The organism is Micromonospora sp. NPDC048999, from assembly GCF_040649295.1.
GTDB lineage: Bacteria > Actinomycetota > Actinomycetes > Mycobacteriales > Micromonosporaceae > Micromonospora.
The window spans coordinates 138,949-164,661 of sequence record NZ_JBEZFI010000007.1; the positions used below are offsets into that span (position 1 = coordinate 138,949).

General features: G+C 70.6%; 24 protein-coding genes, 1 tRNA gene and 1 pseudogene. 15 read left to right on the forward strand and 11 right to left on the reverse strand.

All coding sequences use genetic code 11. The annotated features are described in order from the left end of the window. Positions 1–116: 116 nt before the first annotated feature. A complete protein-coding gene (locus AB0C02_RS12270) occupies positions 117–2,393 on the forward strand; it encodes a cellulose binding domain-containing protein (protein ID WP_357546316.1) in 2,277 nt (758 codons plus the stop codon). Between the two features lie 168 nt (positions 2,394–2,561). On the opposite strand, the gene AB0C02_RS12275 is transcribed toward AB0C02_RS12270, so the two are convergent. Then, complete coding sequence (locus AB0C02_RS12275; RefSeq protein ID WP_357545895.1) at positions 2,562–3,572, reverse strand: LLM class flavin-dependent oxidoreductase; 1,011 nt, start codon at positions 3,570–3,572, stop codon at positions 2,562–2,564. Between the two features lie 37 nt (positions 3,573–3,609). After that, positions 3,610–4,089 carry an Lrp/AsnC family transcriptional regulator gene (locus AB0C02_RS12280; RefSeq protein WP_357545906.1) on the reverse strand — a complete coding sequence of 160 codons (480 nt, stop codon included), beginning with the start codon at positions 4,087–4,089 and terminating at the stop codon, positions 3,610–3,612. Between the two features lie 102 nt (positions 4,090–4,191). Between AB0C02_RS12280 and AB0C02_RS12285 the strand changes: the two genes are divergently transcribed. Continuing rightward, positions 4,192–5,349 carry an aminotransferase class I/II-fold pyridoxal phosphate-dependent enzyme gene (locus AB0C02_RS12285; protein ID WP_357545917.1) on the forward strand — a complete coding sequence of 386 codons (1,158 nt, stop codon included), beginning with the start codon at positions 4,192–4,194 and terminating at the stop codon, positions 5,347–5,349. A gap of 50 nt (positions 5,350–5,399) precedes the next feature. Here the strand turns inward: AB0C02_RS12285 and AB0C02_RS12290 are convergent, their stop codons facing one another. The 3 genes and pseudogenes from AB0C02_RS12290 to AB0C02_RS12300 all read right to left on the reverse strand — a co-directional run bounded on the left by AB0C02_RS12290 (position 5,400) and on the right by AB0C02_RS12300 (position 6,255). Continuing rightward, positions 5,400–5,996 carry a transcriptional regulator gene (locus tag AB0C02_RS12290; RefSeq protein ID WP_357546321.1) on the reverse strand — a complete coding sequence of 199 codons (597 nt, stop codon included), beginning with the start codon at positions 5,994–5,996 and terminating at the stop codon, positions 5,400–5,402. A 45-nt stretch (positions 5,997–6,041) separates the two neighbouring features. After that, a pseudogene (locus AB0C02_RS12295) lies at positions 6,042–6,146 on the reverse strand (helix-turn-helix domain-containing protein); the annotation flags it as partial. 35 nt (positions 6,147–6,181) lie between these two features. Beyond that, positions 6,182–6,255: transfer RNA gene (locus AB0C02_RS12300), tRNA-Leu, on the reverse strand. A gap of 93 nt (positions 6,256–6,348) precedes the next feature. Here AB0C02_RS12300 and AB0C02_RS12305 point away from each other — a divergent pair. The 11 genes from AB0C02_RS12305 (at position 6,349) to polA (ending at position 18,875) form a co-directional block, all read left to right on the forward strand. After that, on the forward strand, positions 6,349–6,969 hold the full coding sequence (locus tag AB0C02_RS12305; RefSeq protein ID WP_357545932.1) for a response regulator: 621 nt from the start codon (positions 6,349–6,351) through the stop codon (positions 6,967–6,969). Positions 6,970–7,022: 53 nt separating this feature from the next. Then, complete coding sequence (locus AB0C02_RS12310) at positions 7,023–8,222, forward strand: hypothetical protein (RefSeq protein ID WP_357545937.1); 1,200 nt, start codon at positions 7,023–7,025, stop codon at positions 8,220–8,222. Positions 8,223–8,484: 262 nt separating this feature from the next. Next, a complete protein-coding gene (locus tag AB0C02_RS12315; RefSeq protein WP_357545941.1) occupies positions 8,485–9,645 on the forward strand; it encodes a branched-chain amino acid ABC transporter substrate-binding protein in 1,161 nt (386 codons plus the stop codon). Between the two features lie 101 nt (positions 9,646–9,746). Next, complete coding sequence (locus tag AB0C02_RS12320) at positions 9,747–10,697, forward strand: branched-chain amino acid ABC transporter permease (protein ID WP_357545953.1); 951 nt, start codon at positions 9,747–9,749, stop codon at positions 10,695–10,697. Then, the gene (locus tag AB0C02_RS12325) at positions 10,694–11,803 is read left to right on the forward strand and encodes a branched-chain amino acid ABC transporter permease (RefSeq protein WP_357545966.1); all 1,110 of its coding nucleotides are present in this window, start codon (positions 10,694–10,696) and stop codon (positions 11,801–11,803) included. The genes AB0C02_RS12320 and AB0C02_RS12325 overlap by 4 nt, the downstream gene beginning before the upstream one ends. Beyond that, positions 11,796–12,626: an ABC transporter ATP-binding protein gene (locus AB0C02_RS12330; RefSeq protein ID WP_357545980.1), complete on the forward strand. Its 831-nt coding sequence runs from the start codon at positions 11,796–11,798 to the stop codon at positions 12,624–12,626. Before AB0C02_RS12325 ends, AB0C02_RS12330 begins: the two co-directional genes overlap by 8 nt. Next, positions 12,616–13,326: an ABC transporter ATP-binding protein gene (locus tag AB0C02_RS12335; protein WP_357545992.1), complete on the forward strand. Its 711-nt coding sequence runs from the start codon at positions 12,616–12,618 to the stop codon at positions 13,324–13,326. Before AB0C02_RS12330 ends, AB0C02_RS12335 begins: the two co-directional genes overlap by 11 nt. 28 nt (positions 13,327–13,354) lie before the next feature. After that, positions 13,355–14,263 (forward strand): ABC transporter substrate-binding protein, encoded by a 909-nt coding sequence (locus AB0C02_RS12340; protein ID WP_357545997.1) that lies wholly within the window; start codon positions 13,355–13,357, stop codon positions 14,261–14,263. A 2-nt stretch (positions 14,264–14,265) separates the two neighbouring features. Next, complete coding sequence (locus AB0C02_RS12345) at positions 14,266–15,246, forward strand: amino acid ABC transporter permease (RefSeq protein WP_357546004.1); 981 nt, start codon at positions 14,266–14,268, stop codon at positions 15,244–15,246. Continuing rightward, on the forward strand, positions 15,243–16,052 hold the full coding sequence (locus AB0C02_RS12350) for an amino acid ABC transporter ATP-binding protein (protein WP_357546017.1): 810 nt from the start codon (positions 15,243–15,245) through the stop codon (positions 16,050–16,052). The genes AB0C02_RS12345 and AB0C02_RS12350 overlap by 4 nt, the downstream gene beginning before the upstream one ends. Positions 16,053–16,175: 123 nt before the next feature. Beyond that, the gene (gene polA, locus AB0C02_RS12355) at positions 16,176–18,875 is read left to right on the forward strand and encodes a DNA polymerase I (protein ID WP_357546028.1); all 2,700 of its coding nucleotides are present in this window, start codon (positions 16,176–16,178) and stop codon (positions 18,873–18,875) included. 72 nt (positions 18,876–18,947) lie between these two features. Here the strand turns inward: polA and AB0C02_RS12360 are convergent, their stop codons facing one another. Genes AB0C02_RS12360 through AB0C02_RS12385 form a run of 6 tightly spaced genes read right to left on the reverse strand, consistent with a single transcriptional unit; the run spans position 18,948 to position 22,354 of the window. After that, positions 18,948–19,313 (reverse strand): MerR family transcriptional regulator, encoded by a 366-nt coding sequence (locus AB0C02_RS12360; RefSeq protein WP_357546034.1) that lies wholly within the window; start codon positions 19,311–19,313, stop codon positions 18,948–18,950. Between the two features lie 44 nt (positions 19,314–19,357). Continuing rightward, positions 19,358–20,107: an SDR family oxidoreductase gene (locus tag AB0C02_RS12365; protein ID WP_357546043.1), complete on the reverse strand. Its 750-nt coding sequence runs from the start codon at positions 20,105–20,107 to the stop codon at positions 19,358–19,360. A 44-nt stretch (positions 20,108–20,151) separates the two neighbouring features. After that, positions 20,152–20,637, reverse strand: a complete 486-nt coding sequence (locus tag AB0C02_RS12370; protein WP_357546055.1) for a DUF3140 domain-containing protein — start codon at positions 20,635–20,637, stop codon at positions 20,152–20,154. Continuing rightward, positions 20,624–20,845, reverse strand: a complete 222-nt coding sequence (locus AB0C02_RS12375; RefSeq protein ID WP_357546064.1) for a DUF2945 domain-containing protein — start codon at positions 20,843–20,845, stop codon at positions 20,624–20,626. The genes AB0C02_RS12370 and AB0C02_RS12375 overlap by 14 nt, the downstream gene beginning before the upstream one ends. Before the next feature lie 46 nt (positions 20,846–20,891). Continuing rightward, a complete protein-coding gene (locus AB0C02_RS12380; protein ID WP_357546074.1) occupies positions 20,892–21,494 on the reverse strand; it encodes a Uma2 family endonuclease in 603 nt (200 codons plus the stop codon). Positions 21,495–21,550: 56 nt separating this feature from the next. Further along, positions 21,551–22,354, reverse strand: a complete 804-nt coding sequence (locus AB0C02_RS12385; RefSeq protein ID WP_357546088.1) for a class I SAM-dependent methyltransferase — start codon at positions 22,352–22,354, stop codon at positions 21,551–21,553. A gap of 270 nt (positions 22,355–22,624) precedes the next feature. Between AB0C02_RS12385 and rpsA the strand changes: the two genes are divergently transcribed. Together rpsA and coaE are read left to right on the forward strand one after the other, a co-directional pair. Continuing rightward, complete coding sequence (rpsA, locus tag AB0C02_RS12390) at positions 22,625–24,211, forward strand: 30S ribosomal protein S1 (protein ID WP_357546094.1); 1,587 nt, start codon at positions 22,625–22,627, stop codon at positions 24,209–24,211. Between the two features lie 284 nt (positions 24,212–24,495). Continuing rightward, positions 24,496–25,674, forward strand: a complete 1,179-nt coding sequence (gene coaE / locus AB0C02_RS12395) for a dephospho-CoA kinase (RefSeq protein WP_357546104.1) — start codon at positions 24,496–24,498, stop codon at positions 25,672–25,674. Positions 25,675–25,713 lie beyond the last annotated feature (39 nt).

The window sequence follows — 25,713 nt, forward strand, 5'->3', positions numbered from 1 at the left end:
GCGGAGCCGATTTACATACATCAATAAATTCTCCGTCAGTGCGGCGTACGTTCCCCGCCGGCCAGGGCAGGCCGGCGCCCCTCGCCGTGTGCCTGACCTCCGCGAAAGGCAGCCTCGTGCACCTCACCATTTCCCGCCGCCGGACCGCGCTGCTCGCCGCGGCCTCGGCGGCCACCCTCCTCGCCGGCGTCCTCACCACCGTGGCCGCCGCGGCGGCGACCGTCGCCTGCCGGGTCGACTACCAGGTCACCAACCAGTGGGGCGGCGGCTTCGGCGCCGACGTCACCGTCACCAACCTCGGCGACCCGGTCAACGGCTGGACGCTCACCTGGTCCTGGACCGCCGGCCAGCAGGTCACCCAGGCGTGGAACGCCACCGTCACCCAGTCCGGCGCCCAGGTCGCCGCCCGCGACGCCGGCTACAACGCGGCGATCGGCACCGGCGGCACCGCCGCCTTCGGCTTCAACGGCTCGTGGAACAACACCAGCAACCCGGCCCCGACCAGCTTCGCGCTCAACGGCACCACCTGCACCGGCACCACCCCGCCCACCACCGCGCCAGCCACCACCGCACCCCCGACCACCGCACCCCCGACCACCGCACCCCCGACCACCGCACCACCCACGACCGCGCCACCACCGACCGGCGGCATGCAGATGGAGAAGCTGGACCGAGGCCTGATCAGCGTCCGCTCCGGCAACGGCAACCTGGTCTCCTGGCGGCTGCTCGGCACCGAGGTGTCCGGCGTGTCGTTCAACCTCTACCGGGGCTCCACCAAGGTCAACAGCACCCCGATCACCGGCGCCACCAACTACCTCGACAGCGGCGCGGCGGCCGGCGCGGCGTACACGGTGCGGGCCGTGGTGAACGGCGCCGAGCAGGCGGCCTCCGCCGCCGCGCTGCAGTTCCTCAACGGCTACCTCGACGTGCCGATCCAGCCGCCGCCCGGCGGCACCACCCCGACCGGGGAGGCGTACACCTACTCGGCCAACGACGCCAGCGTCGGCGACCTCGACGGCGACGGCCGCTACGAGATCGTGCTCAAATGGGACCCGTCCAACAGCAAGGACAACTCCCAGTCCGGCTACACCGGCAACGTCTACGTCGACGCGTACACCCTCACGGGCACCCGTCTGTGGCGCATCGACCTCGGCCGCAACATCCGCGCCGGCGCCCACTACACCCAGTTCCAGGTGTACGACTACGACGGCGACGGCCGCGCCGAGGTGGCCATGAAGACCGCCGACGGCACCCGCTCCGGCACCGGCCAGGTCATCGGCTCCGCGAGCGCCGACTACCGCAACAGCAGCGGCTACGTGCTCTCCGGCCCCGAATACCTGACCATGTTCGACGGCCGGACCGGCGCCGCCCTCTCCACCGTCGACTACGACCCGCCGCGCGGCACCGTCTCCTCCTGGGGCGACTCCTACGGCAACCGGGTCGACCGCTTCCTCGCCGGCACCGCCTACCTCGACGGGCAGCGCCCCTCACTGATCATGGCGCGCGGTTACTACACCCGCGCCGTCATCGCCGCCTGGGACTTCCGCGACGGCACCCTGCGCAAGCGCTGGACCTTCGACTCCAACACCGCCGGCAACGGCGCCGCCGCCGGCCAGGGCAACCACAGCCTCTCCATCGCCGACATCGACGGCGACGGCCGGCAGGAGATCGTGTACGGCGCCGCCGCGATCGACGACAACGGCCGGCTGCTCTGGTCCACCGGCAACGGGCACGGCGACGCCCTGCACGTCGGTGACCTCGACCCCTCCCGGCCCGGCCTGGAGGTCTTCAAGGTCGACGAGGACGGCACCAAGCCCAGCTCGTACTTCGCCGACGCCCGCACCGGCCAGGTGCTCTGGCAGACCGCCCCCAACGGCGACAACGGCCGAGGCGTCTCCGACGACATCTGGGCCGGCAGCCCCGGCGCGGAATCCTGGTCCGCCGCCGCCGACGGCCTACTCAACACCAAGGGGCAGAACATCGGCCGCAAACCGTCCTCGCAGAACTTCCTCATCTGGTGGGACGGCGACCCCGTCCGCGAACTGCTCGACGCCACGAAAATCGACAAGTACGGCCCCAACGGCGACACCCGGCTGCTCACCGCCAACGGCGTCGCGTCCAACAACGGCACCAAGTCCACCCCGGCGCTCTCCGGCGACATCCTCGGCGACTGGCGCGAAGAGGTGATCTGGCGTACCAGCGACAGCACCGCGCTGCGCATCTACAGCACCCCGACGCCCACCAGCCTGCGGCTGCACACCCTGATGCACGACCCGCAGTACCGGGTCGCCATCGCCTGGCAGAACACCGCCTACAACCAGCCGCCGCACACCGGATTCTTCCTCGGCGACGGCATGACCACCCCGCCCGCCCCGAACATCTACCTGCGCTGAGCGGGAAACGCACCGGGCCGCCAGCCGCGGAACCCGCAGCGCTGGCGACCCGGTGCACCACACCGCGGCGCCCCCGACCCGTCCCGACCGGGAGTGCCGTACCACCACCGGCCACCAACCTAGAGCCGCTACGCGACCGCCGGGTGACGGCGCTGTGAAAAGCGTGTTTCAGCCCTTCCGGAGCAGGCCACCGGCCACCCGCTCGGCGATCAGCTCGAACGAGCGGACCCGGTCGGCCACGTCGTACACCATCGTGGTCAACATCAGCTCGTCCGCGCCGGTGCGCTCCAGCAGCGCGCCGAGCTGCCGGGCCACCGTCTCCGGCGAGCCGATCGCCTGCCCCTCCCGCCGCTGGGCCACGAACTCCCGCTCCAGCTCGGAATACGGATAGGCCGCCGCCGCCTCCGGCGTGACCAGCGGCTCCGGCCGCCCCGAACGCAGCTTGAGGAAGGACAGCCCGGCCGGGCCGGCCAACCACCGCGCCCGCTCATCGGTCTCCGCGCACACCGCGTTCACCGCGACCATCGCGTACGGCTCCGCCAGCCACTGCGACGGGCGGAAACTCTGCCGGTAGAGCTGAAGCGCCGGCAGCGTGTTCTGCGCACTGAAGTGGTGCGCGAAGGAGAACGGCAGCCCCAACAGCCCGGCGAGCTGGGCACTGAACCCGCTCGACCCGAGCAGCCAGACCACCGGCGACTGGCCCCGGCCCGGTACGGCGGTGACCGGCCCCGGCTCGGCGCCGCTGAAATAGTTCATCAGATCGGCCAGCTCCCGGGGGAAGTGCTCGGCCGACAACCCCTCCATGCTCCGGCGCAGCGCCAGCGCGGTCACCTGATCGGTGCCCGGCGCCCGGCCGATCCCCAGGTCGATCCGGCCCGGGTGCAGCGCCTCCAGGGTGCCGAACTGCTCGGCCACCACCAACGGCGCGTGGTTGGGCAGCATCACCCCGCCCGAGCCGAGCCGGATCGTGCTCGTCCGCGCGGCCAGGTGCGCGAGGAGCACGGCCGGCGCCGACGAGGCGATCGAGGGCATGTTGTGGTGCTCGGCCACCCAGAACCGGCGATAGCCCAGCTCCTCGGTGCGCCGCGCCAACTCGGTGGTGTGCCGTAGGGCCTCCCCGACACTGCCGTCGGCGGCCACCGGAGCAAGATCAAGAACAGACAGCGGTACGTCGATCACGCCTGTGATCAACCCGCCGGGCGTCGGAATTGTTCCGCTACCCCATGCCGCGCGCCTGCTCGAAGATCAAGCTCGTCTGCGTGTGCTGCACCGCCGGATCCACCGCCAGATGATCCAGCACGAAGTCCCGCAGCGCGTCCCCGGACGCCGCCCGCACATGCAACACGTAATCCTCCGCGCCGGCCACATGGAACACCGCCACCACCCCGGGCAGCCGCACCGACCGGGCCCGGAAGGCGTCCACCGCCGCCCGCTCGTGCGCGGCCAGGCGCACCGACACCAACGCCTGCAACGGCAACCCCACCGCCGCCGGGTCCACCTCGGCGTGGAACCCGCGGATCGCCCCGCACTCGCGCAGCGCCCGCGTACGCGCCAGACAGGTCGACGGCGCCACCCCCACCCGCTCGGCGAGGGCATTGTTCGGCAGCCGGCCATCGGCCGCCAACTCCGTCAGGATCGCGCGATCGACGTCATCCAGCGCCGCGAACGGCCGTACATCATTCGGTGCGAGGGGCATACGGGCATCATCCCCCGAATCCTGCGATGAAGATAGGGGCCCTCGTAGAATTTTCTGCGCTGCTATTGCCTCACAGTGTCCTCATGTTCGACCCTTCGGGCCATGACCGCCGTGGACACCACCGCCGTACACGCCGGGCGCGACGACCTCACCGGGCTCGGCGTGCACGTCCCGCCCATCGACCTCTCCACCACCAACCCGCTGCCGTCCGTCGACAGCGGCGGCGACTCGTACGAGACCCTCGCCACCGGAGGCACCCTCCCGGCCGGCGGCAGCGCCGTCTACCAGCGGCTCTGGAACCCCACCGTCGCCCGCTTCGAAACCGCCCTCGCCACCCTCGAAGGCACCGCCGAAGCCGTCGCCTTCGCCAGCGGCATGGCCGCCCTCACCGCCACCCTCCTCGCCGCCACCCGCGACGGGAAACGCCACATCGTCGCCGTCCGCCCCCTCTACGGCGGCACCGACCACGTGCTCGCCACCGGCCTGCTCGGCACCGACGTCACCTGGGCCCGCGCCGACGAGGTCGCCTCGGCGATCCGCCCCGACACCGCCCTGGTCGTCGTCGAGACCCCGGCCAACCCCACCCTCGACCTGGTCGACCTCGCCGCCCTCGCCAACGCCGCCGGCGACGTCCCGCTGCTCGTCGACAACACCGTCGCCACCCCGGTGCTCCAGCAGCCCGCCCGGCACGGCGTCGCCCTCGTGCTGCACAGCGCCACCAAGAGCATCGGCGGCCACGGCGACGTCCTCGCCGGCGTCGTCGCCTGCGACCCCGCCTGGGCCACCCGACTGCGCCAGGTCCGCGCCGTCACCGGCGCGATCCTGCACCCGCTCGGCGCGTACCTGCTGCACCGCGGCCTGCAGACCCTCCCGCTGCGAGTCCGCGCCCAACAGGCCGGCGCCGAGAAACTCGCCGCCTGGCTCGCCGGCCACCCGGCCGTCGAACGCGTCCACCACCCCTCCCTGCACGACCCGGCCGGCCTGATCGGCCGCCAGATGTCCGGCCCCGGCAGCCTGCTCGCCTTCGAGGTACGCGGCGGCGCCCCCGCCGCGGCCACCGTCGCCGGCGCCTGTCGGCTGATCACCCACGCCGTGTCACTCGGCGGCGTCGACACGCTCATCCAGCACCCGGCCTCGCTCACCCACCGACCGGTGCAGGGCGACGCCAAACCGGGCGGGAGCCTGCTGCGGCTCTCCGTCGGCCTGGAGGACCCGGAAGACCTGCGGGAGGACCTGGCGCAGGCGCTCGCCGCGATCTGACCCCACCTCGGCTGCGCCCCGGGCGTCCTGCCTTGGGGCGCGGCCCAGCGTCAGGACTTCGGGCCGACGTGCCGGTCCAGCGCGGCGACCGCCTCCCGCCGCGCCACGGACAGGCAGTTGCGGCGGTTCATCTTCCAGTCGATGCCCAGCAGGTCCAGCCCCCACTGGCAGAGCCCCATGATGTCCGTCGACTCGTTGACGAACATGTAGCGGGGATATGCGTACTGCTTACCGCGGACGGTGACCCGGTTGCTTACGCGGCAGCCGTCGGAGTGGAATAGCCCCCGCAGGAAGTCGCCCGGGCGCGCTTCGACGATCCGCCGTTGCCAGTCCGCCAGGACGATCGGGCGCTCGTGCTTCTTGCCCGGCCCGTGCTGGGGGAACAGGCACGGCCAGTGTTTCCCGTAGCTTTGCACGGCGACGCAGCCCTGCTTCTGCACCCGCTGCACCGAGGTGGCCAGGACCTTCCTCATCGCGTTCTCGCAGGCAGTAATCAGGTCCGGCCAGGCGTCGGCACAGAAGATGCGTAACACCGGAACCCGGGCGATGACCAGGTGCCCATCCCCGAGGTAGAGGCCGAGCAGGTAGGCGTACTGCCCGGGACTTGTCGGATTGTCGACGTCGTCACGGCATCGGAAGCAGCGCATCGCCGTAACCTGTTGCTTCGGTTCCGGCCGATCCTTGCACCAGTGTCGGACCGTGGGATAGGAGAGACCGACCGCGCGGGCGACCTCGGCCACGGTCGCTCCGGCGAGGTACAGACGCCGTGCTCGGGCGCGGATCTCGGGTGGATGCATGTGGGCAGTTTCGAACACCCATACGACATCTTCGGTGCCCCCGGTGGGATTCGAACCCACACTGTCGATCTTTTGAGAATCGCGCCTCTGCCGGTTGGGCTACAGGGGCTTCTGTAGTTCGGCCTCATTAGGTTACCCACTAGGCTAGGGGCGGCGACACCCGGGACGGCGGGTGTCGGGCTCGAACTGGTGGGAGAGGCTCGTGGCCGAGACGCAGACGGACGCCGAGCGCAGGCGGGTACTGATCGCCGAGGACGAGGCGCTCATCCGGCTGGACCTGGCCGAGATGCTGGCCGAGGAGGGCTACGAGGTGGTCGGCGAGGCCGGTGACGGCGAGACCGCCGTCCGGCTTGCCGAGGAGCTCAAGCCGGACCTGGTCATCCTCGACATCAAGATGCCGATCATGGACGGGCTGGCCGCCGCCGAGCGGATCGCCGGCGCCCGGATCGCCCCGGTGATCATCCTGACCGCGTTCAGCCAGCGTGAGCTGGTGGAGCGGGCGCGGGCGGCCGGCGCGATGGCGTACCTGGTCAAGCCGTTCCAGAAGAGCGACCTGGTGCCGGCGGTGGAGATCGCGCTGTCCCGCTACTCGGAGATCGCCGCGCTGGAGGCGGAGGTCGCCGGCCTCACCGACCGGCTGGAGATCCGCAAGACCGTCGAGCGGGCCAAGGGCGCCCTGATGACCACGTACAACATGACCGAGCCGCAGGCGTTCAAGTGGATCCAGCGGACGGCGATGGACCACCGGCTGACCATGAAGGAGGTCGCCGAGCGGATTCTCGCCGAGACCTCCGGCGGTGAGGTGGCGCAGCCGACCGCCTGACGTGACCGATTCGTTGACGCGCCGGGGCGGGGGTCATCGATAGGGTGTGATCCGTGGCGGCGCGGCGGCTGGCGGTGGTGTTCGGCGTCATCGCCGTGCTGCTCGCCGGCTGTGTGCGTGCGCCGGTGCAGGTCGAGCCCGAGCCGCTCCGCCCGCGCTGGCGGGCGCTGACGTTGCCGGCGCCCCCGGGCGCGCCCGGCCGGCTGCTGGCGCGTGACGTGGTGACCTGCGCGGGGCGCTGGTTCGTGGTGGGCGCGGTGGCCGGCCCGGCGGGGGAGACCCGCCCGGCGGCGTGGGCCAGTGCGGATGGTCTGTCGTGGTCGTCCGTGTCGATCGCGGCGTCGACCTTCTATGGCCGTCGGCACGTGCTGTATGCGGCGGCCTGCCGGCAGGGCCGGCTGGGGGCGCTGGGGGCCAGGGGCGGGGGATCGCACGGCAATCCGCGTCCGGGCACCTGGGTGCAGGCTGCCGACGGCACGCTGCGGGAGGTGGCGGCCCCGTTCGAGATGTACGCGGGGCCTCGGGCGGTGAGCGTGTCGCGGCTGGTGGCCGGGGCGGACGGGTGGCTGGTGGTCGGCTCCCGGGCCGACGGGGCGGCGGTCTGGACCTCGCCGGACGGAGAGCGGTTCACGCTGCGCGAGGGTGTGCCGGAGTTGGCCGGGGACGGGCGGGGCAGGACGCTCGGGCTCGACGCGGTGGCCGTACCGCCGGGGTGGTTGGTGGTGGGTGCGGTGTTGCCGCCGCACGCGACGGCGACGCTGCCGCTCGCCTGGGCTTCGGCGGACGGGCGGGCCTGGCGGCGGTTGGCGCTGCCGGCGTCGGACGGGCGGAGCCAGGCGCAGCGGGTGGCTGTGGTGGGTGGCGCGGTGGTGGCGGCGGGTCCGGTGCGCGACGGTTTCGGGGTGTGGCGGGCGGCGCTTCCCGATGGCGGTGCGGGGTGGATCGGGGACGCCGGCTGGCGGCGGGTGGGTGGTTTCGGCGCGGCGGGTGCGGGGGTGCAGTCGGTGCGCGCGCTGGTGTCCGTGGGGGGTGGCGGGCTGGTGGCGGTGACCGGCGACGGGCGTGGCCGCGCCTTGTGGTCCTCGACTGATGCGGGCGGTTCATGGCGGCCCATGGCGTTGCCGGTCGCGGTGCCGAATGGTGGTGACTCGGCGGTGGCGGTGGCCTCTGATGGAGATCGATTCGTGTTGGTCGTCGATGACGGCGCGGGGTTCCGTGCCTGGTGGGCGGGGTTGCGGGCCGTCGATCGGTAGCTGGTGAACCGGCCTTGGGTACTTACCGCGGAAGCGCAGGCGATGCGCTTCCGTGCATGTAGATCTCTTACAGCGATCGCTCTTAATCCGCCACGGCGTGTAACGGTTCGGTCAACGCGTCTTCCTGGGACTTACGTCACGCTCCCCAGGTGGGATAACGTCCCGCCCCAGACCGGCGACGACGGTCTGGTTCGTTGGCCCCCCGCAATGGCCAATCGGCGGCGGGTGGTTCGAACCATGCGGACGGAGGAGGGTTCGGGCCTTGAGGCAGAAGCTCGTACGGGTGCTTGGCGGGGTCGCCGCGGTGGCGCTCGCCGTTGGTGGTGCCGCGGCATGCAAGAGCGACAGTGACAATGAGGCGTCCGGTGGCGCTTGTGATTACAAGATCGCGTTCTTCGGGGCGCTGACCGGCCCGGACGCTGCGCTGGGCATCAACGAGAACAACGGCGTGAAACTCGCCCTTGACCAGTTCAACAAGGCCAACACGGACTGCAAGGTCTCGCTGCTTCCGCTGGACTCGCAGGGCAGCCCGGACCAGGCGCCGCAGCTCGCCACGCAGGCGATCGATGACGAGAAGGTCCTCGGCGTTGTCGGCCCGGCCTTCTCCGGCGAGTCGGAGGCGGCCAACCCGATGTTCTCCGAGGCGGGCCTGGTGCACATCACCGCGTCCGCGACCCGGCCCAGCCTGAGCGAGCAGGGCTGGAAGACGTTCTTCCGCTCGGTCGGCAACGACAACGCGCAGGGCCCGGCCGCCGCGCGGTTCATCAAGGAAGACCTGAAGGCCGAGAAGGTCTTCGTCATCGACGACCAGTCGGCGTACGGCATGGGCCTGGCCGACGAGGTCAAGAAGGCGCTCGGTGACGCGGTCGTCGACACGGACAAGGTCCAGGGTGGCGGCAAGCAGACCGAGTTCTCCGGCACCGTCACCAAGGTGAAGGCCTCCGGCGCCACGGCGGTCTTCTTCGGCGGCTACTACGCCGAGGGTGGCCTGATCCGTAAGGCCCTGACCAACGCTGGCGTCAAGGCCACGCTGGTCGGTGCTGACGGCATGAAGGACCCGGCCTTCATCGACGGTGCGAGCCAGGCCGCCGCGGAGGGCACCATCTTCACCTGCCCCTGCCTGCCGGCGAGCGAGGTGAAGGGGACCTTCCCCGCGGACTACAAGGCGCTGATCGGCGTTGACCCGGGTACCTACAGCGACAACGCCTACGACGCGGCGAACATCCTGCTGGCCGGCATCAAGGACGGCAAGCGGTCCCGTGCCGACCTGCTGGCGTTCGTGAAGGGCTACACCGGTGAGGGTGTCGTCGGTTCGTACAAGTTCACCGACACCGGCGAGCTGGACCCGTCGGCCGTCCAGATCTGGGCGTACGAGGTCAAGAACGGTGAGATCGTGCCGGTGAAGCGGGTTCCGCTGCAGTAAGCCGGGGCGGGTCTGACTGCCCAAGAAATCGCTGCGGGTGCGGTCGGGAGCACCTTCCCGGCCGCACCCTGGCTTCTCTTCAAGTCGCTGGAGCACCCTTCTTGAACGTCGACGGATTGATCTCCAATTTTGGAGAGCTCACGACGACCGGCCTGACCGTGGGGGCGATCTACGCCTTGGTCGCGCTCGGTTACACACTGGTCTACGGTGTATTGAGGCTTATCAACTTCGCCCACTCCGAGGTCTTCATCTCTGGCGCGTACGCCGCGCTCTTCACCTGGAGTGCGCTCGGCCTGACCGGCAACTCTCGGGTGACCGGTGCAGGGTCGATCGTGCTGTACCTGCTGATCGCGATGGTGGCGGCGGCGTTGGCGTCGGCGACGGTGGCGACCGTGGTCGAACGGGTGGCCTACCGCCCGCTTCGCAAGCGCAACGCGCCGCCGCTGGCCTTCCTGATCACGGCGATCGGCGCGTCGATCGTCATCTCGGAGGCGTTCGGCGTCTACACCCGACGGCTGTCGCGGGGCGCCCCGATGGTCGTGCCGCCCGAGCCGCTGTTCCGCATCGGCAAGGTGGAGATCGGCTGGGTGGAGCTGCTGATCGTCGGCTTCGCGCTGGTGATGATGATCGGGCTTGACCAGTTCATCAACCGCAGCCGGATCGGTCGCGGGATTCGGGCCGTGTCCCAGGATCCGAACACCGCGGCGCTGATGGGGGTCAACAAGGACCGCATCATCATGATCGTGTTCATCGCCGGTGGCCTGATGGCCGGCGTGGCGGGCGTGCTGTACAACGTGCGGATCGGGGCCCTGGCCTACAGCGTCGGGTTCATGCTGGGGCTGAAGGCGTTCACCGCGGCGGTGCTCGGCGGCATCGGCAACCTGCGCGGCGCGCTGCTCGGCGGCCTGCTGCTCGGCTTGAGCGAGAACTACGCCTCGGGGCTGTTCGGTTCGCAGTGGAAGGACGCGATCGCCTTCGTGGTGCTCGTCATCCTGCTGATGTTCCGGCCGACCGGTCTGCTGGGCGAATCACTGCGGGGAGCGCGGGCATGACGAGCGTGATGGAGAAGTTCCGGGCGGGCCGGCACACGGTCGGCGAGCGCTGGCGCGCCATGCCGCGCTGGGTGCACTGGCTGGTCGTGGCGGCGGTCATCGCCTTCTTCTACGCCCTGCCGAACAAGGAGTTCTACCAGTGGCTCGGGCCGATCCCGACCACCGGGTCCAACTTCGGCCAGGTGCTGTTCGGGATGTCGATCTACGTGTTGCTGGCCGTGGGCCTCAACATCGTGGTCGGCTTCGCCGGCCTGCTCGACCTGGGCTATTTCGGCTTCTTCGCCGTTGGCGCCTACACGGTGGCGGTGCTGACCTCGCCGAGCAGCGACCTGAAGACGGTGTGGCCGTGGCTGACCGTGCTGCCGGTCGCGGTCGCCCTGGCGATGGCGTCGGGCGTGCTGCTGGGTCTGCCGACGCTGCGGTTGCGCGGTGACTACCTGGCGATCGTGACGCTGGGCTTCGCGGAGATGATCCGGCTGACGGCGACGAGCGCGCCGTTCCTGAAGGGCCAGCGCGGCTTCAACCAGGTCCCGCACCCGCCGGGCAAGTACGCGGACGGGACGCCGGTCTTCGGAGTGCTGGACCCGCGGCCGTACTACTGGCTGGTCCTCACCGTGATCATCCTGGTGGTGCTCGGGGTGCGGAACCTGACCCGCAGCCGGGTCGGTCGGGCCTGGGTCGCGATCCGGGAGGATGAGGACGCGGCGCAGCTGATGGGTGTCCCGACGTTCAAGTTCAAGCTGTGGGCGTTCGCCTCCGGTGCCGCCATCGGTGGCCTGGCCGGGGCACTGTTCGCTGGCAAGCAGAACTTTGTCAACAACCAGAGCTTCGAGTTGCTGAACTCGATCATCATCCTGGCGGCGGTGATCCTCGGCGGTTCCGGCAACATCCTCGGCGCCATCGTCGGTGGTGGCCTGGCCTACTACCTGATCGAGCGGTTCCGAGGCGTGGAGTTGTTCGGCATCGAGCTTTATCAGTACCGGTTCGCGTTCTTCGGGTTGACCCTGATCGTCATGATGATCTACCGGCCGCAGGGCCTGATCGCCAACCGGCGTAGAGCTGCCGAGTTCAAGGACCGGCGCAAGGAGGTGATCGTCGGTGGCTGAGACGGTGCAGAATGTTCCCGCGCAGCGGACCGCGTCGGTCGAGGTCGAGCGCGAGCCCCTGCTCGAGGTCGACCACGTCACGCTCCGCTTCGGTGGTGTCGTCGCGCTCAACGATGTGAATTTCACCCTCTACAAGGGGGAGATCTTCGGGCTGATCGGGCCCAACGGCGCGGGCAAGACCACGTGCTTCAACGCGATGACCGGCATCTACCGCCCGAGCGAGGGCGAGATCCGGTTCCGTGGTGAGCGGATCAACGGCAAGAAGCGGCACCAGATCACCCAGATGGGTATGGCCCGCACCTTCCAGAACATCCGGCTTTTCCCCGAGATGACCGCGCTGGAGAACGTGCAGGTGGGCGCGGACGCGCACCACAAGACGAGCGTGCTCTCAGCGCTGCTGCGGCTGCCTCGACACTGGCGTGAGGAGCGGGACGGGCAGGAAAAGGCCCGCGCCCTGCTCGACTTCGTCGGGATCGGCGGGCGGATGCACGAGTCGGCTCGCAATCTCTCCTACGGCGAGCAGCGCCGGCTGGAGATCGCCCGGGCGCTGGCCACCGACCCGGTGCTGCTGTGCCTCGACGAGCCGGCGGCCGGCTTCAACCCGGCGGAGAAGGAGGAGCTGCTGCAGCTCATCCGGAAGATCCGTGACCGGGGCGTCACCGTGCTGCTCATCGAGCACGACATGAAGCTGGTGATGGGGGTCACCGATCGGATCGCGGTGCTGGAATTCGGAAAGAAGATCGCGGAAGGGCTGCCGGCGGAGGTACGGGAGAACCCGAAGGTGATCGCCGCCTACCTGGGAGTGCCGGACGATGCTGCTTGAGATCGAAGACCTGAGCCTGCTCTACGGGCGGATCCAGGCGCTGCACGGCATCAGCCTGACGGTGGGCGAGGGTGAGATCGTGGCGTTGATCGGTGCCAACGGCGCCGGGAAGTCCACCACGATGCGGGCCATCTCCGGGATCCGGCCGGTGTCCGCCGGGCGGATCCGATTCGAAGGTGAGGACATCACCAAGCTGCGGGCGGACCTGCGGGTGCAGCGCGGGCTGTGCCAGGCCCCGGAGGGGCGGGGCGTCTTCCCGGGCATGACCGTGCTGGAGAACCTGGACATGGGCGCGTACACCCGGCGGGACCGCGCGGGCATCGCGCAGGACCTGGACCGGGTGTTGGAGCTCTTCCCGCGGCTGGCCGAGCGGCGCAAGCAGGCCGGGGGTACCCTTTCCGGCGGCGAGCAGCAGATGCTCGCCGTCGGTCGGGCACTGATGAGCCGGCCGAAGCTGCTGCTGCTCGACGAGCCGTCGATGGGTCTCGCGCCGATGTTGATCCAGCAGATCTTCAACATCATCGTGGAGATCAACCAGCAGGGCACCACGATCCTGCTCGTGGAACAGAACGCGCAGCAGGCGCTGGCCCGGGCGCACCGGGCATACGTGCTGGAGACCGGGCGGATCGTGAAGAGCGGCACCGGTGCGGAGTTGTTGCACGACTCGGCGGTCAAAGAGGCATACCTCGGCGTGGCCTGACCGTACGACCCCTCAAAGGAGTACAACCATGCGCAACCTCAACGGTGGCCGACGGGCGGCGATAGGCGTCGCTGGCGCGGCCGTCCTGGTGCTCTCCCTCGCCGCCTGCGGCGAGAAGGAGAATTCCGGCCAGGCCGGTGGTCCCGCGGTGACCGCGTCGGCCGACACGGACCTGGCCGCGAAGGTGCCGGACGCCATCAAGGCCGACGGCGTGATCAAGGTGGGCACCGACTCGACGTACGCCCCGGCGGAGTTCCTCGACAACGACGGCCAGACGGTGATCGGCTTCGACGTGGAGCTGTTCAACGCGGTCGCCCAGAAGCTCGGCCTGAAGGCCGAGTACGAGTCGGCGCCGTTCGACGCGATCCTGCCCGGCATTGCCTCCGGCAAGTACGAGGTCGGTGTCTCGTCGTTCACCATCAACGCCGAGCGCCTCAAGGCCGTCAACATGGTCAGCTACTTCTCCGCCGGCACCCAGTGGGCGACGAAGAAGGGCAACCCGGGCGGTGTCGACGCGGACAACGCCTGCGGCAAGAAGGTCGCCGTGCAGGTCGGCACCGTGCAGGTCGACGACATCACCGCCCGGTCGAAGAAGTGCACCGACGCCGGCAAGCCGGCCATCACCATCGACCAGTACCAGGCGCAGAGCGACGCGACTGCCGCCGTGGTCAGCGGCAAGGACGACGCCATGCTCGCCGACTCCCCGGTCGGCGCGTACGCGGTGAAGCAGAGCGGCGGTGAGCTGGAGCTGCTCGGCGACATCTACGAGTCGGCGCCGTACGGCTACGCGGTGAACAAGGACCAGCAGGCCTTCGCCGAGGTGCTCAAGGAGGCCGTGCAGGCGGTCATCTCCGACGGCACCTACAAGGCCGCGCTGGCGAAGTGGGGCGTCGAGGGTGGCGCCATCAGCAGCTCCGAACTCAACCCCGCCAGCTGACCATGTCGGTTGACGTCGAAACACCCGAACGGGCACGGCCGGAACCCATCCAGGCCGTGCCCGTGCGGCACCCTGGCCGCTGGATCGCCGTCGCGGTGATCGGGGTGCTGGTCGCGATGTTCGTGCACCTGCTGGTCACGAACGACCGGTTCAACTGGTCGATGATGGTCGACGAGATGTTCCGGCCGCCGATCATCGCCGGGCTGCGCGGCACCATCGCGCTGCTCGTGTTCTCGATGTTGCTCGGCATCTCGCTCGGCATCGTCGTCGCGATCATGCGGCTGTCGCCGAACCCGATCCTGCGCGGCGTCTCCTGGGTCTACACCTGGTTCTTCCGGGCGGTGCCCCGGCTGGTGCTGGGCATGCTCTTCGGCAACCTGGGCCTCCTCTGGTCCCGGCTGGAGTTCGGCCTGCCTTTCGACCGGCAGATCGGCGCGCTGTTCGGGGTCCACGACTTCGAGGCGCGGCTGTTCGGGTTCAGTGCGGGTGACATCCTCACCGGGTTCGTCGCCGGCGTGCTGGCGCTCGGCCTCTCCGAGGCCGCGTACATGGCGGAGATCGTCCGGGCTGGCATCCAGTCGGTGGACGAGGGGCAGACCGAGGCCGCGCAGGCGCTCGGGCTGAGCCGGACCCAGATCCTGCGCCGGATCGTGCTGCCGCAGGCTATGCGGGTGATCATCCCGCCCACCGGCAACGAGACCATCGCGATGCTCAAGGACACCTCGCTGGTCGCCTACGTGCCGGTCACCGCCGAGCTGTTCTTCCAGCTCAAGGCGGTCGTCAGCCGGACCTACCAGGCCTTCCCGATGTATGTCGCGGCCACCATCTGGTATCTGTTCCTGACCAGCATCCTGCTGGTCGGGCAGTACTACCTGGAGCGGCACTTCTCGAAGGGCGTCGGACGCAGCGCGCGGGCCCGGCAGCGGCTTCGCGGGATGACGGCGGAGACCGGCGGTAACGCGGGGGCGGTGGATTCGAAATGACCGAGCTGATCATTCCCGCTCAGGCGGGCGCGCCGGCGGCGGAGTCGGGCCTGATGGTCCGGGCCGAGCAGGTGCACAAGTCGTTCGGGCCCCTGGAGGTGCTCAAGGGCATCGACCTGGAGGTCCGCGCCGGCGAGGTGTGCTGCCTGCTGGGGCCCTCCGGCTCCGGCAAGTCGACGTTCCTGCGATGCATCAACCACCTGGAGAAGATCAACGCCGGACGGATCTGGGTGGACGGCGACCTGATCGGCTACCGGGAGCGCGGCGGCAAGCTGCACGAGCTGCGGGACAAGGAGGTGGCCGCGCAGCGCCGGGCGATCGGCATGGTGTTCCAGCGGTTCAACCTGTTCCCGCACATGACCGTGCTGCAGAACATCGTCGAGGCGCCGGTGCTGCTGCGGCGGGCCAAGAAGGCCGAGGCCCGGGACCGGGCGGCGCAGCTGCTGGAGCGGGTGGGGCTGGGCGACAAGCTCGGCGCGTACCCGGGTCAGCTCTCCGGCGGCCAGCAGCAGCGGGTGGCGATCGCCCGGGCGCTGGCCATGCAGCCGAAGCTGATGCTCTTCGACGAGCCGACCAGCGCGCTCGACCCGGAGCTGGTCGGCGAGGTCCTCGACGTGATGAAGGACCTCGCCCGCGACGGCATGACGATGATCGTGGTGACCCACGAGATCGGCTTTGCCCGGGAGGTCGGTGACTCGCTGGTCTTCATGGACGGCGGCGTGGTCGTCGAGCAGGGCAACCCGCGCGAGGTGATCGCGAACCCGAAGCACGACCGGACCAAGGCGTTCCTGGCCAAGGTCCTCTGACCGGGGGGTCCGGTGCGGCGTGGGCCGCACCGGACCCGACAGGCCGCCCATGGCGGGCGGTTCGCGGCGGTTGCGCCGTGCCGGAGGCCGGGCCTGTCGGCGGTACGGACTAGAGTCGCTGCCGTGACAGCTACGACGCCGCGCCTGCTCCTCGTCGACGGACACTCCCTGGCATACCGGGCCTTCTTCGCCCTGCCGGTGGAGAACTTCTCCACCACCACGGGGCAGCCGACCAACGCCGTCTACGGCTTCACCTCGATGCTGATCAACGTGCTCCGTGACGAGCAGCCCACCCACATCGTGGTCGCCTTCGACGTCTCCCGCCGTTCCTTCCGCACGGAGAAGTACGCCGAGTACAAGGCCGGCCGCAGCGAGACCCCGACCGACTTCAAGGGCCAGGTGAGCCTGGTCAAGGAGGTCCTCGCCGCGCTGCGGGTCCCGGTGGTGGAGAAGGAGGGCTACGAGGCCGACGACGTCATCGCCACCCTCGCCTGCCAGGCCCGCGACCAGGGCATGGAGGTGTTGATCACGTCCGGCGACCGGGACGCGTTCCAGCTCGTTGGCGACCGCGTCACCGTGCTCTACCCGCGCAAGGGCGTCTCCGACCTGGCCCGGATGGACCCGGCCGCGGTCGAGGCGAAGTACGGCGTCGCCCCGGACCGCTACCGCGACCTGGCCGCCCTGGTCGGTGAGACCAGCGACAACCTGCCTGGCGTCCCCGGCGTCGGCCCGAAGACCGCCGCCAAGTGGATCAACCTGTACGGCGGGGTGGAGGGCGTGGTCGCCCGCGCCGACGAGATCAAGGGCAAGGCCGGCGACAGCCTGCGCGAGCGGCTCGCCGACGTGATCCGCAACTACGACCTCAACTGCCTGGTCGCCGACCTGGAGCTGCCGGTCCGCCCCGAGGACGCCCGCTGGCAGGGCTGGGACCGGGAGGCCGTGCACCAGGTCTTCGACACCCTCCAGTTCCGCATCCTGCGCGACCGGCTGTATCAGTATTTGGAGGCCGTCGAGCCGGAGGCCGAGGCCGGCTTCGAGTTGGCCGGCGAGGTGCTCACCGAGCCCGGCGCCCTTGCCGGCTGGCTGGCGACCCACGCCCCGGCCGGTGCCCCGGTCGGCGTGGCCGTCAAGCTCGACACCGGCCCCAACCGGCGGCACACCGCCGCGGTGACCGGGATGGCGCTGGCGACCGCTGCCGGCGCGGCCGCCTGGTTCGACCCGGCCACCCTCGGCGCGGCCGACGAGGCCGCCCTTGCCGGCTGGCTGGCCGACGACGAGCGCCGCAAGGTGCTGCACGACAGCAAGCCGGCGGTGCTGGCGTTCGCCGCGCACGGGTGGGAGCTGCGGGGCATCGCCCGCGACACCCAGATCGCCGCCTACCTGGCCCGCCCCGACCAGCGCTCGTACGACCTGACCGACCTGGCGCTGCGCTACCTGCACCGGGAGCTGCGGGTCGACGAGCCGGAGACCGGCCAGCTCACGCTCGACGGGTTGGGCAACGACGGCGAGGCCGAGCGGAACCTGATGCTGCAGGCCCGGGCCACCCTCGACCTGGCCGACGCGATCGACGCCGAGCTGTCCCGCGACGGCGAGCAGTCGGCCCGGCTGATGGCCGGCGTGGAGCTGCCGCTGATGCGGGTCCTCGCGACCATGGAGCGGACCGGCATCGCCGCCGACACCGACTATCTGTCGGAGCTGGAGGCGCACTTCGCGGCCGAGGTGAAGGCCGCCGCGCAGGGCGCGTACGCGGCGGTGGACCGGGAGTTCAACCTCGGCTCGCCCAAGCAGCTCCAGGAGATCCTCTTCGGCGAGCTGGGCCTGCCCAAGACCAAGAAGATCAAGACGGGTTACACCACCGACGCCGACGCCCTCCAGTGGCTCTACGCCCAGCAGCCGCACCCGGTGCTGGAGTTTCTGCTGCGGCACCGGGACGTGGCCAAGCTCAAGTCGACCGTGGACGGGCTGCTCAAGTCGGTCTCCGACGACGGCCGGATCCACACCACGTTCAACCAGACCGTGGCGGCCACCGGCCGGCTCTCCTCGACCGAACCCAACCTGCAGAACATCCCCATCCGCACGGAGGAGGGGCGGCGGATCCGCCGCGCCTTCGTGGTCGGCCAGGGCTACGAGTGCCTGCTCACCGCCGACTACAGCCAGATCGAGATGCGGATCATGGCGCACCTGTCGTCGGACGACGCGCTGATCGAGGCGTTCAACTCCGGGCACGACTTCCACGCCGCCACCGCCTCCTCGGTCTTCGGCGTCCCGGTCGACGAGGTCACCGCCGACCAGCGGCGCAAGATCAAGGCGATGAACTACGGCCTGGCGTACGGGCTGAGCGCGTTCGGTCTCTCCCAGCAGCTCGGGATCAGCGCCGAGGAGGCGCGCGGGCTGATGGAGAACTACTTCGCCGGCTTCGGCGGGGTCCGCGACTACCTGCACGAGGTGGTGGCCCGGGCCCGCCAGGACGGCTACACCTCCACCATCCTGGGCCGCCGCCGCTACCTGCCCGATCTGGTCAGCGACAACCGGCAGCGTCGCGAGATGGCCGAGCGGATGGCGCTCAACGCCCCGATCCAGGGCTCGGCGGCCGACATCATCAAGGTGGCCATGCTGCACGTCGACACCGCGCTGCGCGAGGCCGGGATGCGCTCCCGGATGCTGTTGCAGGTGCACGACGAACTCGTCTTCGAGGTCGCCCCCGGCGAGCGGGCGCCCCTGGAAGCCCTGGTCCGCACCCAGATGGGGGAGGCATACCCACTGTCGGTGCCGCTGGAGGTCTCCCTAGGCGAAGGCCCCGACTGGAACACCGCCGCCCACTGACCCCCACCTCCGCGTGGTTGATCATGAAGTTGGCGGCGGTCGTGGAGATCCACATCGCCGCCAACCTCATGATCAGTGGGAGGTAGCCGGGGTTGCCGCGTCGCCCAGGGCGGCGGCTAGGCGGTTCCGGACTGCCACCTGGGCGGCGATCCGGGCGTCGAGGGCGGCCAGCCGTTCCAGGCCGACCCGGATGGCGGCGGGGGAGGGGGTGGCTGCGGCCACATCGCCGTCCAGGCAGCACAGAAAGACCCGGACGTCCTCCAGGGTCAGCCCGGCGGCGAGCAGGTGCCGGATGTTGCGGACCCGGGTGACGGCGGCCTCGGCGTACTCGCGGTAGCCGTTCGCCGCCCGTTCCGAGGCGATCAGGCCCTGCTCTTCGTAGTGGCGCAGCGCGCGGGGAGTGCAGCCGGTCACCCTGGCCAGCTCGCCGATCCGCACGTGCTCCGCCTCCGTACCGTCGCCTTGATTGACTCCGCTTCCGGTCAGGCGACCACCGCTCCGCCATCGACCGGCAGCACCACGCCGGTGACGAAGCCCGCCGCAGGGTCGCAGAGCTGTCGGATCGCCCACGCTACGTCCTCTCGGCGTCCGATCCGGGCCAGGGGGGTGTGCGCGAGCTGCCAACGGCGTACCGCCGCGCGCTGCTCTGGTGTGAGGCCCTGGTGCTCGCCGATGGGCGTGTCGATCGCACCCGGGGCCACCGCGACCACCCGGATGCCGCGCGGGGCCAGTTCCACCGCCCAGCTGCGGGTCAGCGAGTCGAGGGCGGCCTTGCCCGCCGCGTACACCGACGAGCCCGGCCAGGCCCGCTGGCCGACGGAGGTGGTGACGTTGACGATCATGCCCCGGGTGTCGGCCAGGGCCGCCACCGCGGCGTGGGCCAGCCGGACCGGGGCGAGCAGATTCGTGTCGAGCTGGTGCCGGGCGGCCTTCTCGTCCAGCTCGGCGAGGGGGCCGCCGCCGGCGATCCCGGCGTTGTTGACCAGCACGTCCAGCCGTCCGTACCGGTCGAGAGCGGCACCGACCAGCCGGTCCGGCCCGTCGGGTGCGGTGATGTCAACGGTCAGCGGGGTGATCAGCGGGTGGCCGGCGGCCGTCTCGGCCAGCGGCGCGGCGCGGCGGCCGACCGCGAGAACGTGGACGCCGTCGGCGCAGAAAGCACGGGCGGTGGCCCGGCCGATGCCGGTGCCCGCGCCGGTGACGATGACGGCTCTGCGTTGCGCATTGTTCATGCCGCCGATGGTCCGACCCTGCCGTCAGCGGCAGGGTCAACCGGTCAGCGTCCGCTCGATTCGTGTTCGGCTGGGTGCTTCGGGCGGCGGGCCGCCGGACCGCGTCCCGGTCCCCGGCGCTCCTCCGGCGGGGCGCCGTGCCGCTCCAGGGCCTTTCGGGACGGTCCACCGGGCGGCGGAAGCGGGGCCTTGACGGGGTCGTGGCCCCAGTTCATCAGGGAGTAGCGCCAGCGGGTCGCTCGTACGTCGCCGCTGGGCCGCTGCGCCATGTGCCGCCGGACGTACCCGACGACCTTGCGCATGTGCTTGTAGTCGGCCTCGGAGAGCTGGTCGCGCTTGCGGCGCAGCAGCTCGATGATCTTCCGGCCGGACTCGTGGCCGACCGACTCGCCGCCCTCACTGCCCTTCTTGTGCCAGCCGACGTGCTTCGACTCGTCAGTCTCCAGCCACGTCTGCAACTCGGCGGGCTTCATGTTGACCGCCTCGGTGAACTCGCGGTAGGTGTCCCGGCCGTCCTCACTCTGGCTCACGACGCAGCACCTCCGGTCGGTGGGCGACGTCCCGGCCCGAGTGGTCGTTGCGGATCCGGTACTGCGGCTCCTCCGGTGAGGCGTTCACGGTGTGTCCGCGCACGTGGGTCCGGTCGATCAGCTTCTCCTCGACCACGCCATACCCCCGGCCGCTGTGGCTGGCCCAGGAGACGTGGTCGCCTCTGCGGAACTCCTGCTTGTCGGCCATGCCCGCCGGGTACCCGGGGCCGCCCGGCGAAAACGACGCCGGTTGCTCAGGGAGTGATCTCGGCGATGGGCAGCTTGATCTCGAACGGCTCGGCCAGCTCGATCAACTCGGCGCTGTCGGCGACCAGATCGTACTGCCGCTCCCCGCCCGGCCCGATCCGGTCGCCCCTACGGTAGGCGTAAAGGTGCACCGGATCCTGCTCCACCCGCCAGTAGAAGGGGATCCCCGCGGCGGCGTATTCGCCGGGTTTCGCGAACCGGTCCGTCCGGTGGGTGCCAGGAGACACCACCTCCACGGCCAGAACCACGTCTTCGGGCGTGAGTAGAGAGCGGCTGGCGGCCACCTCCGCTCGCCGGACCAGTACGTCCGGCTGGCGGCTGGTGTTGGCGTTCAGTGCCACGCCGACGGCCTGTGCGGCGCGGAGATGCGCGGGTGCGTGGGTGTGCAGCCAGAGCCAGAGCAGGCTGGAGATGTCCTGGTGGCCGAGGGTGGGGGAGGGTGTCACCTGGATGACTCCGTCGACGAGTTCGACGCGGGGTGCGTCGTCCGGCAGGTTGAGCAGGTCCTCCAGCGTGTAGTCGGCACGCTGCTGCCGGATCGGGTCCGGACACCAGGGCCCAGGTGCTGTCGCGATCGGCTCTGCGCTCACCTGCTCAGGGTAACTCCGCACCGGTTCGGGTGGGTCGCACTGATTGTCCGGTCGGTTCATCCGGCCGGCTTCTCCGCGACGAAGATCGCCGTACCGGGGAAGAGTCGGCCGCGTAGCGGGCTCCACTGCCCCCAGATCCCCTCGTGGCCCTCCGGCCACTCCGGCTCCACCAGGTCCAGCAGCCGGAACCCGGCGCCGACCAGCTCGCGGATCCGGTCGCCGAGGGTGCGGTGCTGCTCGACGTACGTGGCCACCCCGTGCTCGTCCTGCTCGACGTACGGGGAACGGTCGAAGTACGAGTGCACGGCGGTGAGCCCGCCCTCGCCCGGGTCGTCGAGGAAGATCCAGCGCATCGGGTGGGTGACCGAGAAGACCCAGCGACCGCCGGGGCGCAACACCCGGGCCACCTCCCGCAGCACCGCCGCCGAGTCGGCCACGAACGGGATCGCGCCGAACGCGGTGCAGACCGTGTCGAAGGCGGCGTCGGCGAACGGCAGGGCGAGCGCGTCGGCCTGCACCAGCGGCACGCGTACGCCGGTGCGGGCGGCGGCGGCCGCGGCGTGCCGCAACATGCCGGCGGAGAGATCCAGGGCGACCGGCCGGGCCCCCTGGGCGGCCAGCCAGCGGGCGGCGGCCGCGGCCCCGCAGCCGAGTTCGAGGATCCGGCGGCCGGCGAGCTCGCCGAGCAGTCGGGCATCGGCCTCGCGCAGCCCTTCCGGGCACCAGACGAAGTCCACCTCGCCCAGGAACGCCCCGTGTTCGGCCTGGTAGTCGTCGGCGTCGGCGTCCCACCAGCCGCGGTTGGCCCGGCGTACCTCGGCGGCGCCCACCCGGCGTCGGGTCACCCTGTCTTCGTCCATCCGCCCACGCTAGGCCCCGGCCCCGCGGCGCACGCCGCGGGGCTGACTCGACGCACCGGCGAGGCGCCTGGGACAGATGTGACGGACGAGACAGACGCGGTGCCTTACCGCGCGAAATCTCCGCTTTCGCAGCTGACGCGCTCGCGAGGACCTGGGAGGGCTTGCACGCTGTGGTAATGCAGCGGGTAGGCTAGAGGATGCGCTCGCGGATCGTGTGCCTCGGCAGGGAGCAGGTGTGCGGTCGCCGGAGCCACTAATGATCTTCTGACGGTGATCGTTCGGTGTGCCCGGCGACGGATCCGTTGGCGCGGACTGAGTCACCGCGACGCCACGCCTGCTGTGACAACCCATCCGACCGGAGCAACCGCCCACATGACGAGCAGCATCGAGGCCCCCTCGAGCGCCAACAAGGTCACGCACGACGATCTCGGTTCCGAGGAGGCTTTCCTCGCCGCGATCGACGAGACCATCAAGTACTTCAACGACGGCGACATTGTCGAAGGCACCGTCGTCAAGGTCGATCGGGACGAGGTCCTGCTCGACATCGGCTACAAGACCGAGGGCGTCATCCCCTCTCGGGAGTTGTCGATCAAGCACGACGTGGACCCGGCCGAGGTGGTCTCGGTTGGCGACCACATCGAGGCCCTTGTCCTTCAGAAGGAGGACAAGGAGGGGCGTCTGATCCTCTCGAAGAAGCGCGCGCAGTACGAGCGGGCCTGGGGCACCATCGAGAAGATCAAGGACGAGGACGGCGTCGTCCGCGGCTCGGTCATCGAGGTCGTCAAGGGTGGTCTCATCCTCGACATCGGCCTGCGCGGCTTCCTGCCCGCCTCGCTCGTCGAGATGCGGCGGGTGCGCGACCTGCAGCCGTACGTCGGCCGCGAGCTCGAGGCCAAGATCATCGAGCTGGACAAGAACCGCAACAACGTGGTTCTGTCCCGCCGGGCCTGGCTGGAGCAGACGCAGTCCGAGGTGCGCACCGAGTTCCTCAACAAGCTGCAGAAGGGCCAGGTCCGCAAGGGCGTCGTGTCCTCGATCGTCAACTTCGGCGCGTTCGTCGACCTGGGCGGCGTGGACGGCCTGGTGCACGTCTCCGAGCTGTCCTGGAAGCACATCGACCACCCGTCCGAGGTCGTCGAGGTCGGCCAGGAGGTCGAGGTCGAGGTCCTGGACGTCGACCTGGACCGCGAGCGGGTCTCGCTGTCGCTGAAGGCGACCCAGGAGGACCCGTGGCGTCAGTTCGCCCGGACCCACGCGATCCAGCAGATCGTGCCGGGTAAGGTCACCAAGCTGGTGCCGTTCGGTGCCTTCGTCCGGGTGGACGACGGCATCGAGGGCTTGGTCCACATCTCCGAGCTGGCCGAGCGCCACGTGGAGATCCCGGAGCAGGTCGTCCAGGTCGGCTCCGAGGTCATGGTCAAGGTCATCGACATCGACCTGGAGCGCCGCCGGATCTCGCTGTCGCTCAAGCAGGCCAACGAGGGCTTCGTCGAGGGCGAGGAGCACTTCGACCCGACCCTCTACGGCATGGCCGCGACGTACGACAACGAGGGCAACTACATCTACCCGGAGGGCTTCGACCCGGAGACGGGCGAGTGGCTCGAGGGCTACGACAAGCAGCGCGAGACCTGGGAGAACCAGTACGCCGAGGCGCGTCAGCGCTGGGAGGCCCACACCAAGCAGGTGCAGACCTCCCGGGCCGCCGACGCCGAGGCCGCTGCCAACCCGGCTCCGGCTGTGTCCGGCACCACCACCTCGACCACGGCCCCGAGCCGGCAGGCCGAGGAGCCGGCCGGCACCCTGGCCACCGACGAGGCGCTCGCCGCGCTGCGGGAGAAGCTCGCCGGCGGCAAGTGACCCCTGCGGCAACTCCACCCCGGCTGGCGGCCGTCATTCGGCCTCCGCGCCGCTGGGCGGCGCTCCGGACCGACCGAGGGCCGGTCTGACGCCGAGGGCGACCACAACGGGCCCCGTCCCCGCGATCCGGTTCCACCGGACCGTCGGGGGCGGGGCCCTCGCCTATGTGGTTGATCAAGGAGTTTGCGCTTGAGTTGATCTCCATCCAGACGCAAACTCCTTGATCAATGCCGGCGGGCGGGGGTGGGGTCGGCGGTGGGGTGGGGATGGGGTTGACTGGTTCGGTGCTGAGGGTGGGACTGACCGGGGGGATCGGCTCGGGCAAGAGCGCGGTGGCGAGCCGGATGGCCGCGCTCGGCGCGGTGGTCATCGATGCCGACCTGATCGCCCGCGAGGTGGTCGCTCCGGGCAGCGAGGGGCTGGCCGAGGTCGTCGCCGCCTTCTCCGACCGGGTGCTGGACGCGCATGGTGCCCTCGACCGGGCGGCGTTGGGCGCGATCGTCTTTGCCGACGAGGCGGCCCGCCGCCGGCTGGAGGCGATCACCCATCCCCGGGTCCGGGCGCGGACCGCCGAACTGGCCGCCGCCGCGCCCCGGGACGCGATCGTCGTCAACGACGTGCCGCTGCTGGTCGAGGTGGGGCTCGCGCCCACGTACCACCTGGTGGTCGTGGTACGGACGGCGGTGACCACCCGGGTGGAGCGGCTGGTGCGCGACCGCGGCATGGACCGCGCGGAGGCCGAGCGGCGCATCGCCGCGCAGGCCGACGACGCCCGCCGGGAGGCGGCGGCCGATGTGCTGCTCACCAACGACGGCACCCGGGACGAGTTACGAGCGGCGGTGGACGCGCTCTGGCGCGAGCGCCTGGTGCCCTACGAGCGCAACGTCCGTGCGCGCCGCGCGGTCCGGCCGCAGCGGGTGGTGCTCGCCGAGCCCGATTCGACCTGGCCCCGGCAGTACGCCCGGCTGGCCGCCCGGATCCGGCACGCGGTCGGCGCCGACATGCGGGTGGACCACATCGGTTCCACCGCTGTGCCCGGGTTGGCCGCGAAGGACGTCATCGACATCCAGCTCACCGTGCCGTCGCTGGCGCAGGCCGACGGCCCGCTCGCCGAGCGGCTCGCCGACGCCGGGTTCCCGCGACTGCCCGGCGACTGGTGGGACAACTCGCGCCGGCCGGGCGGCGGCCGGTGGGAGAAACGGCTGCACGGCAGCGCCGACCCGGCCCGCCCGGTGCACCTGCACCTGCGTCAGGCCGGCTCGCCCGGTTTGCGGTACGCGCTGCTGATGCGCGATCACCTGCGCGCCGATCCGGACCAGCGGGCCGCCTACCTACGACTGAAGCGGGAATTGGCGGCTGCCGCCCCGGGCAGCGAGACGTACGGCACGCTCAAGGAGCCCTGGTTCGACGAGGAGCACCTGCGCGCCGAGGAGTGGGCCGCGCGGACCGGTTGGCGACCCTGACCCGGCTCTGGTCGGGCGCGGCGGCGGGGATCGGGGACG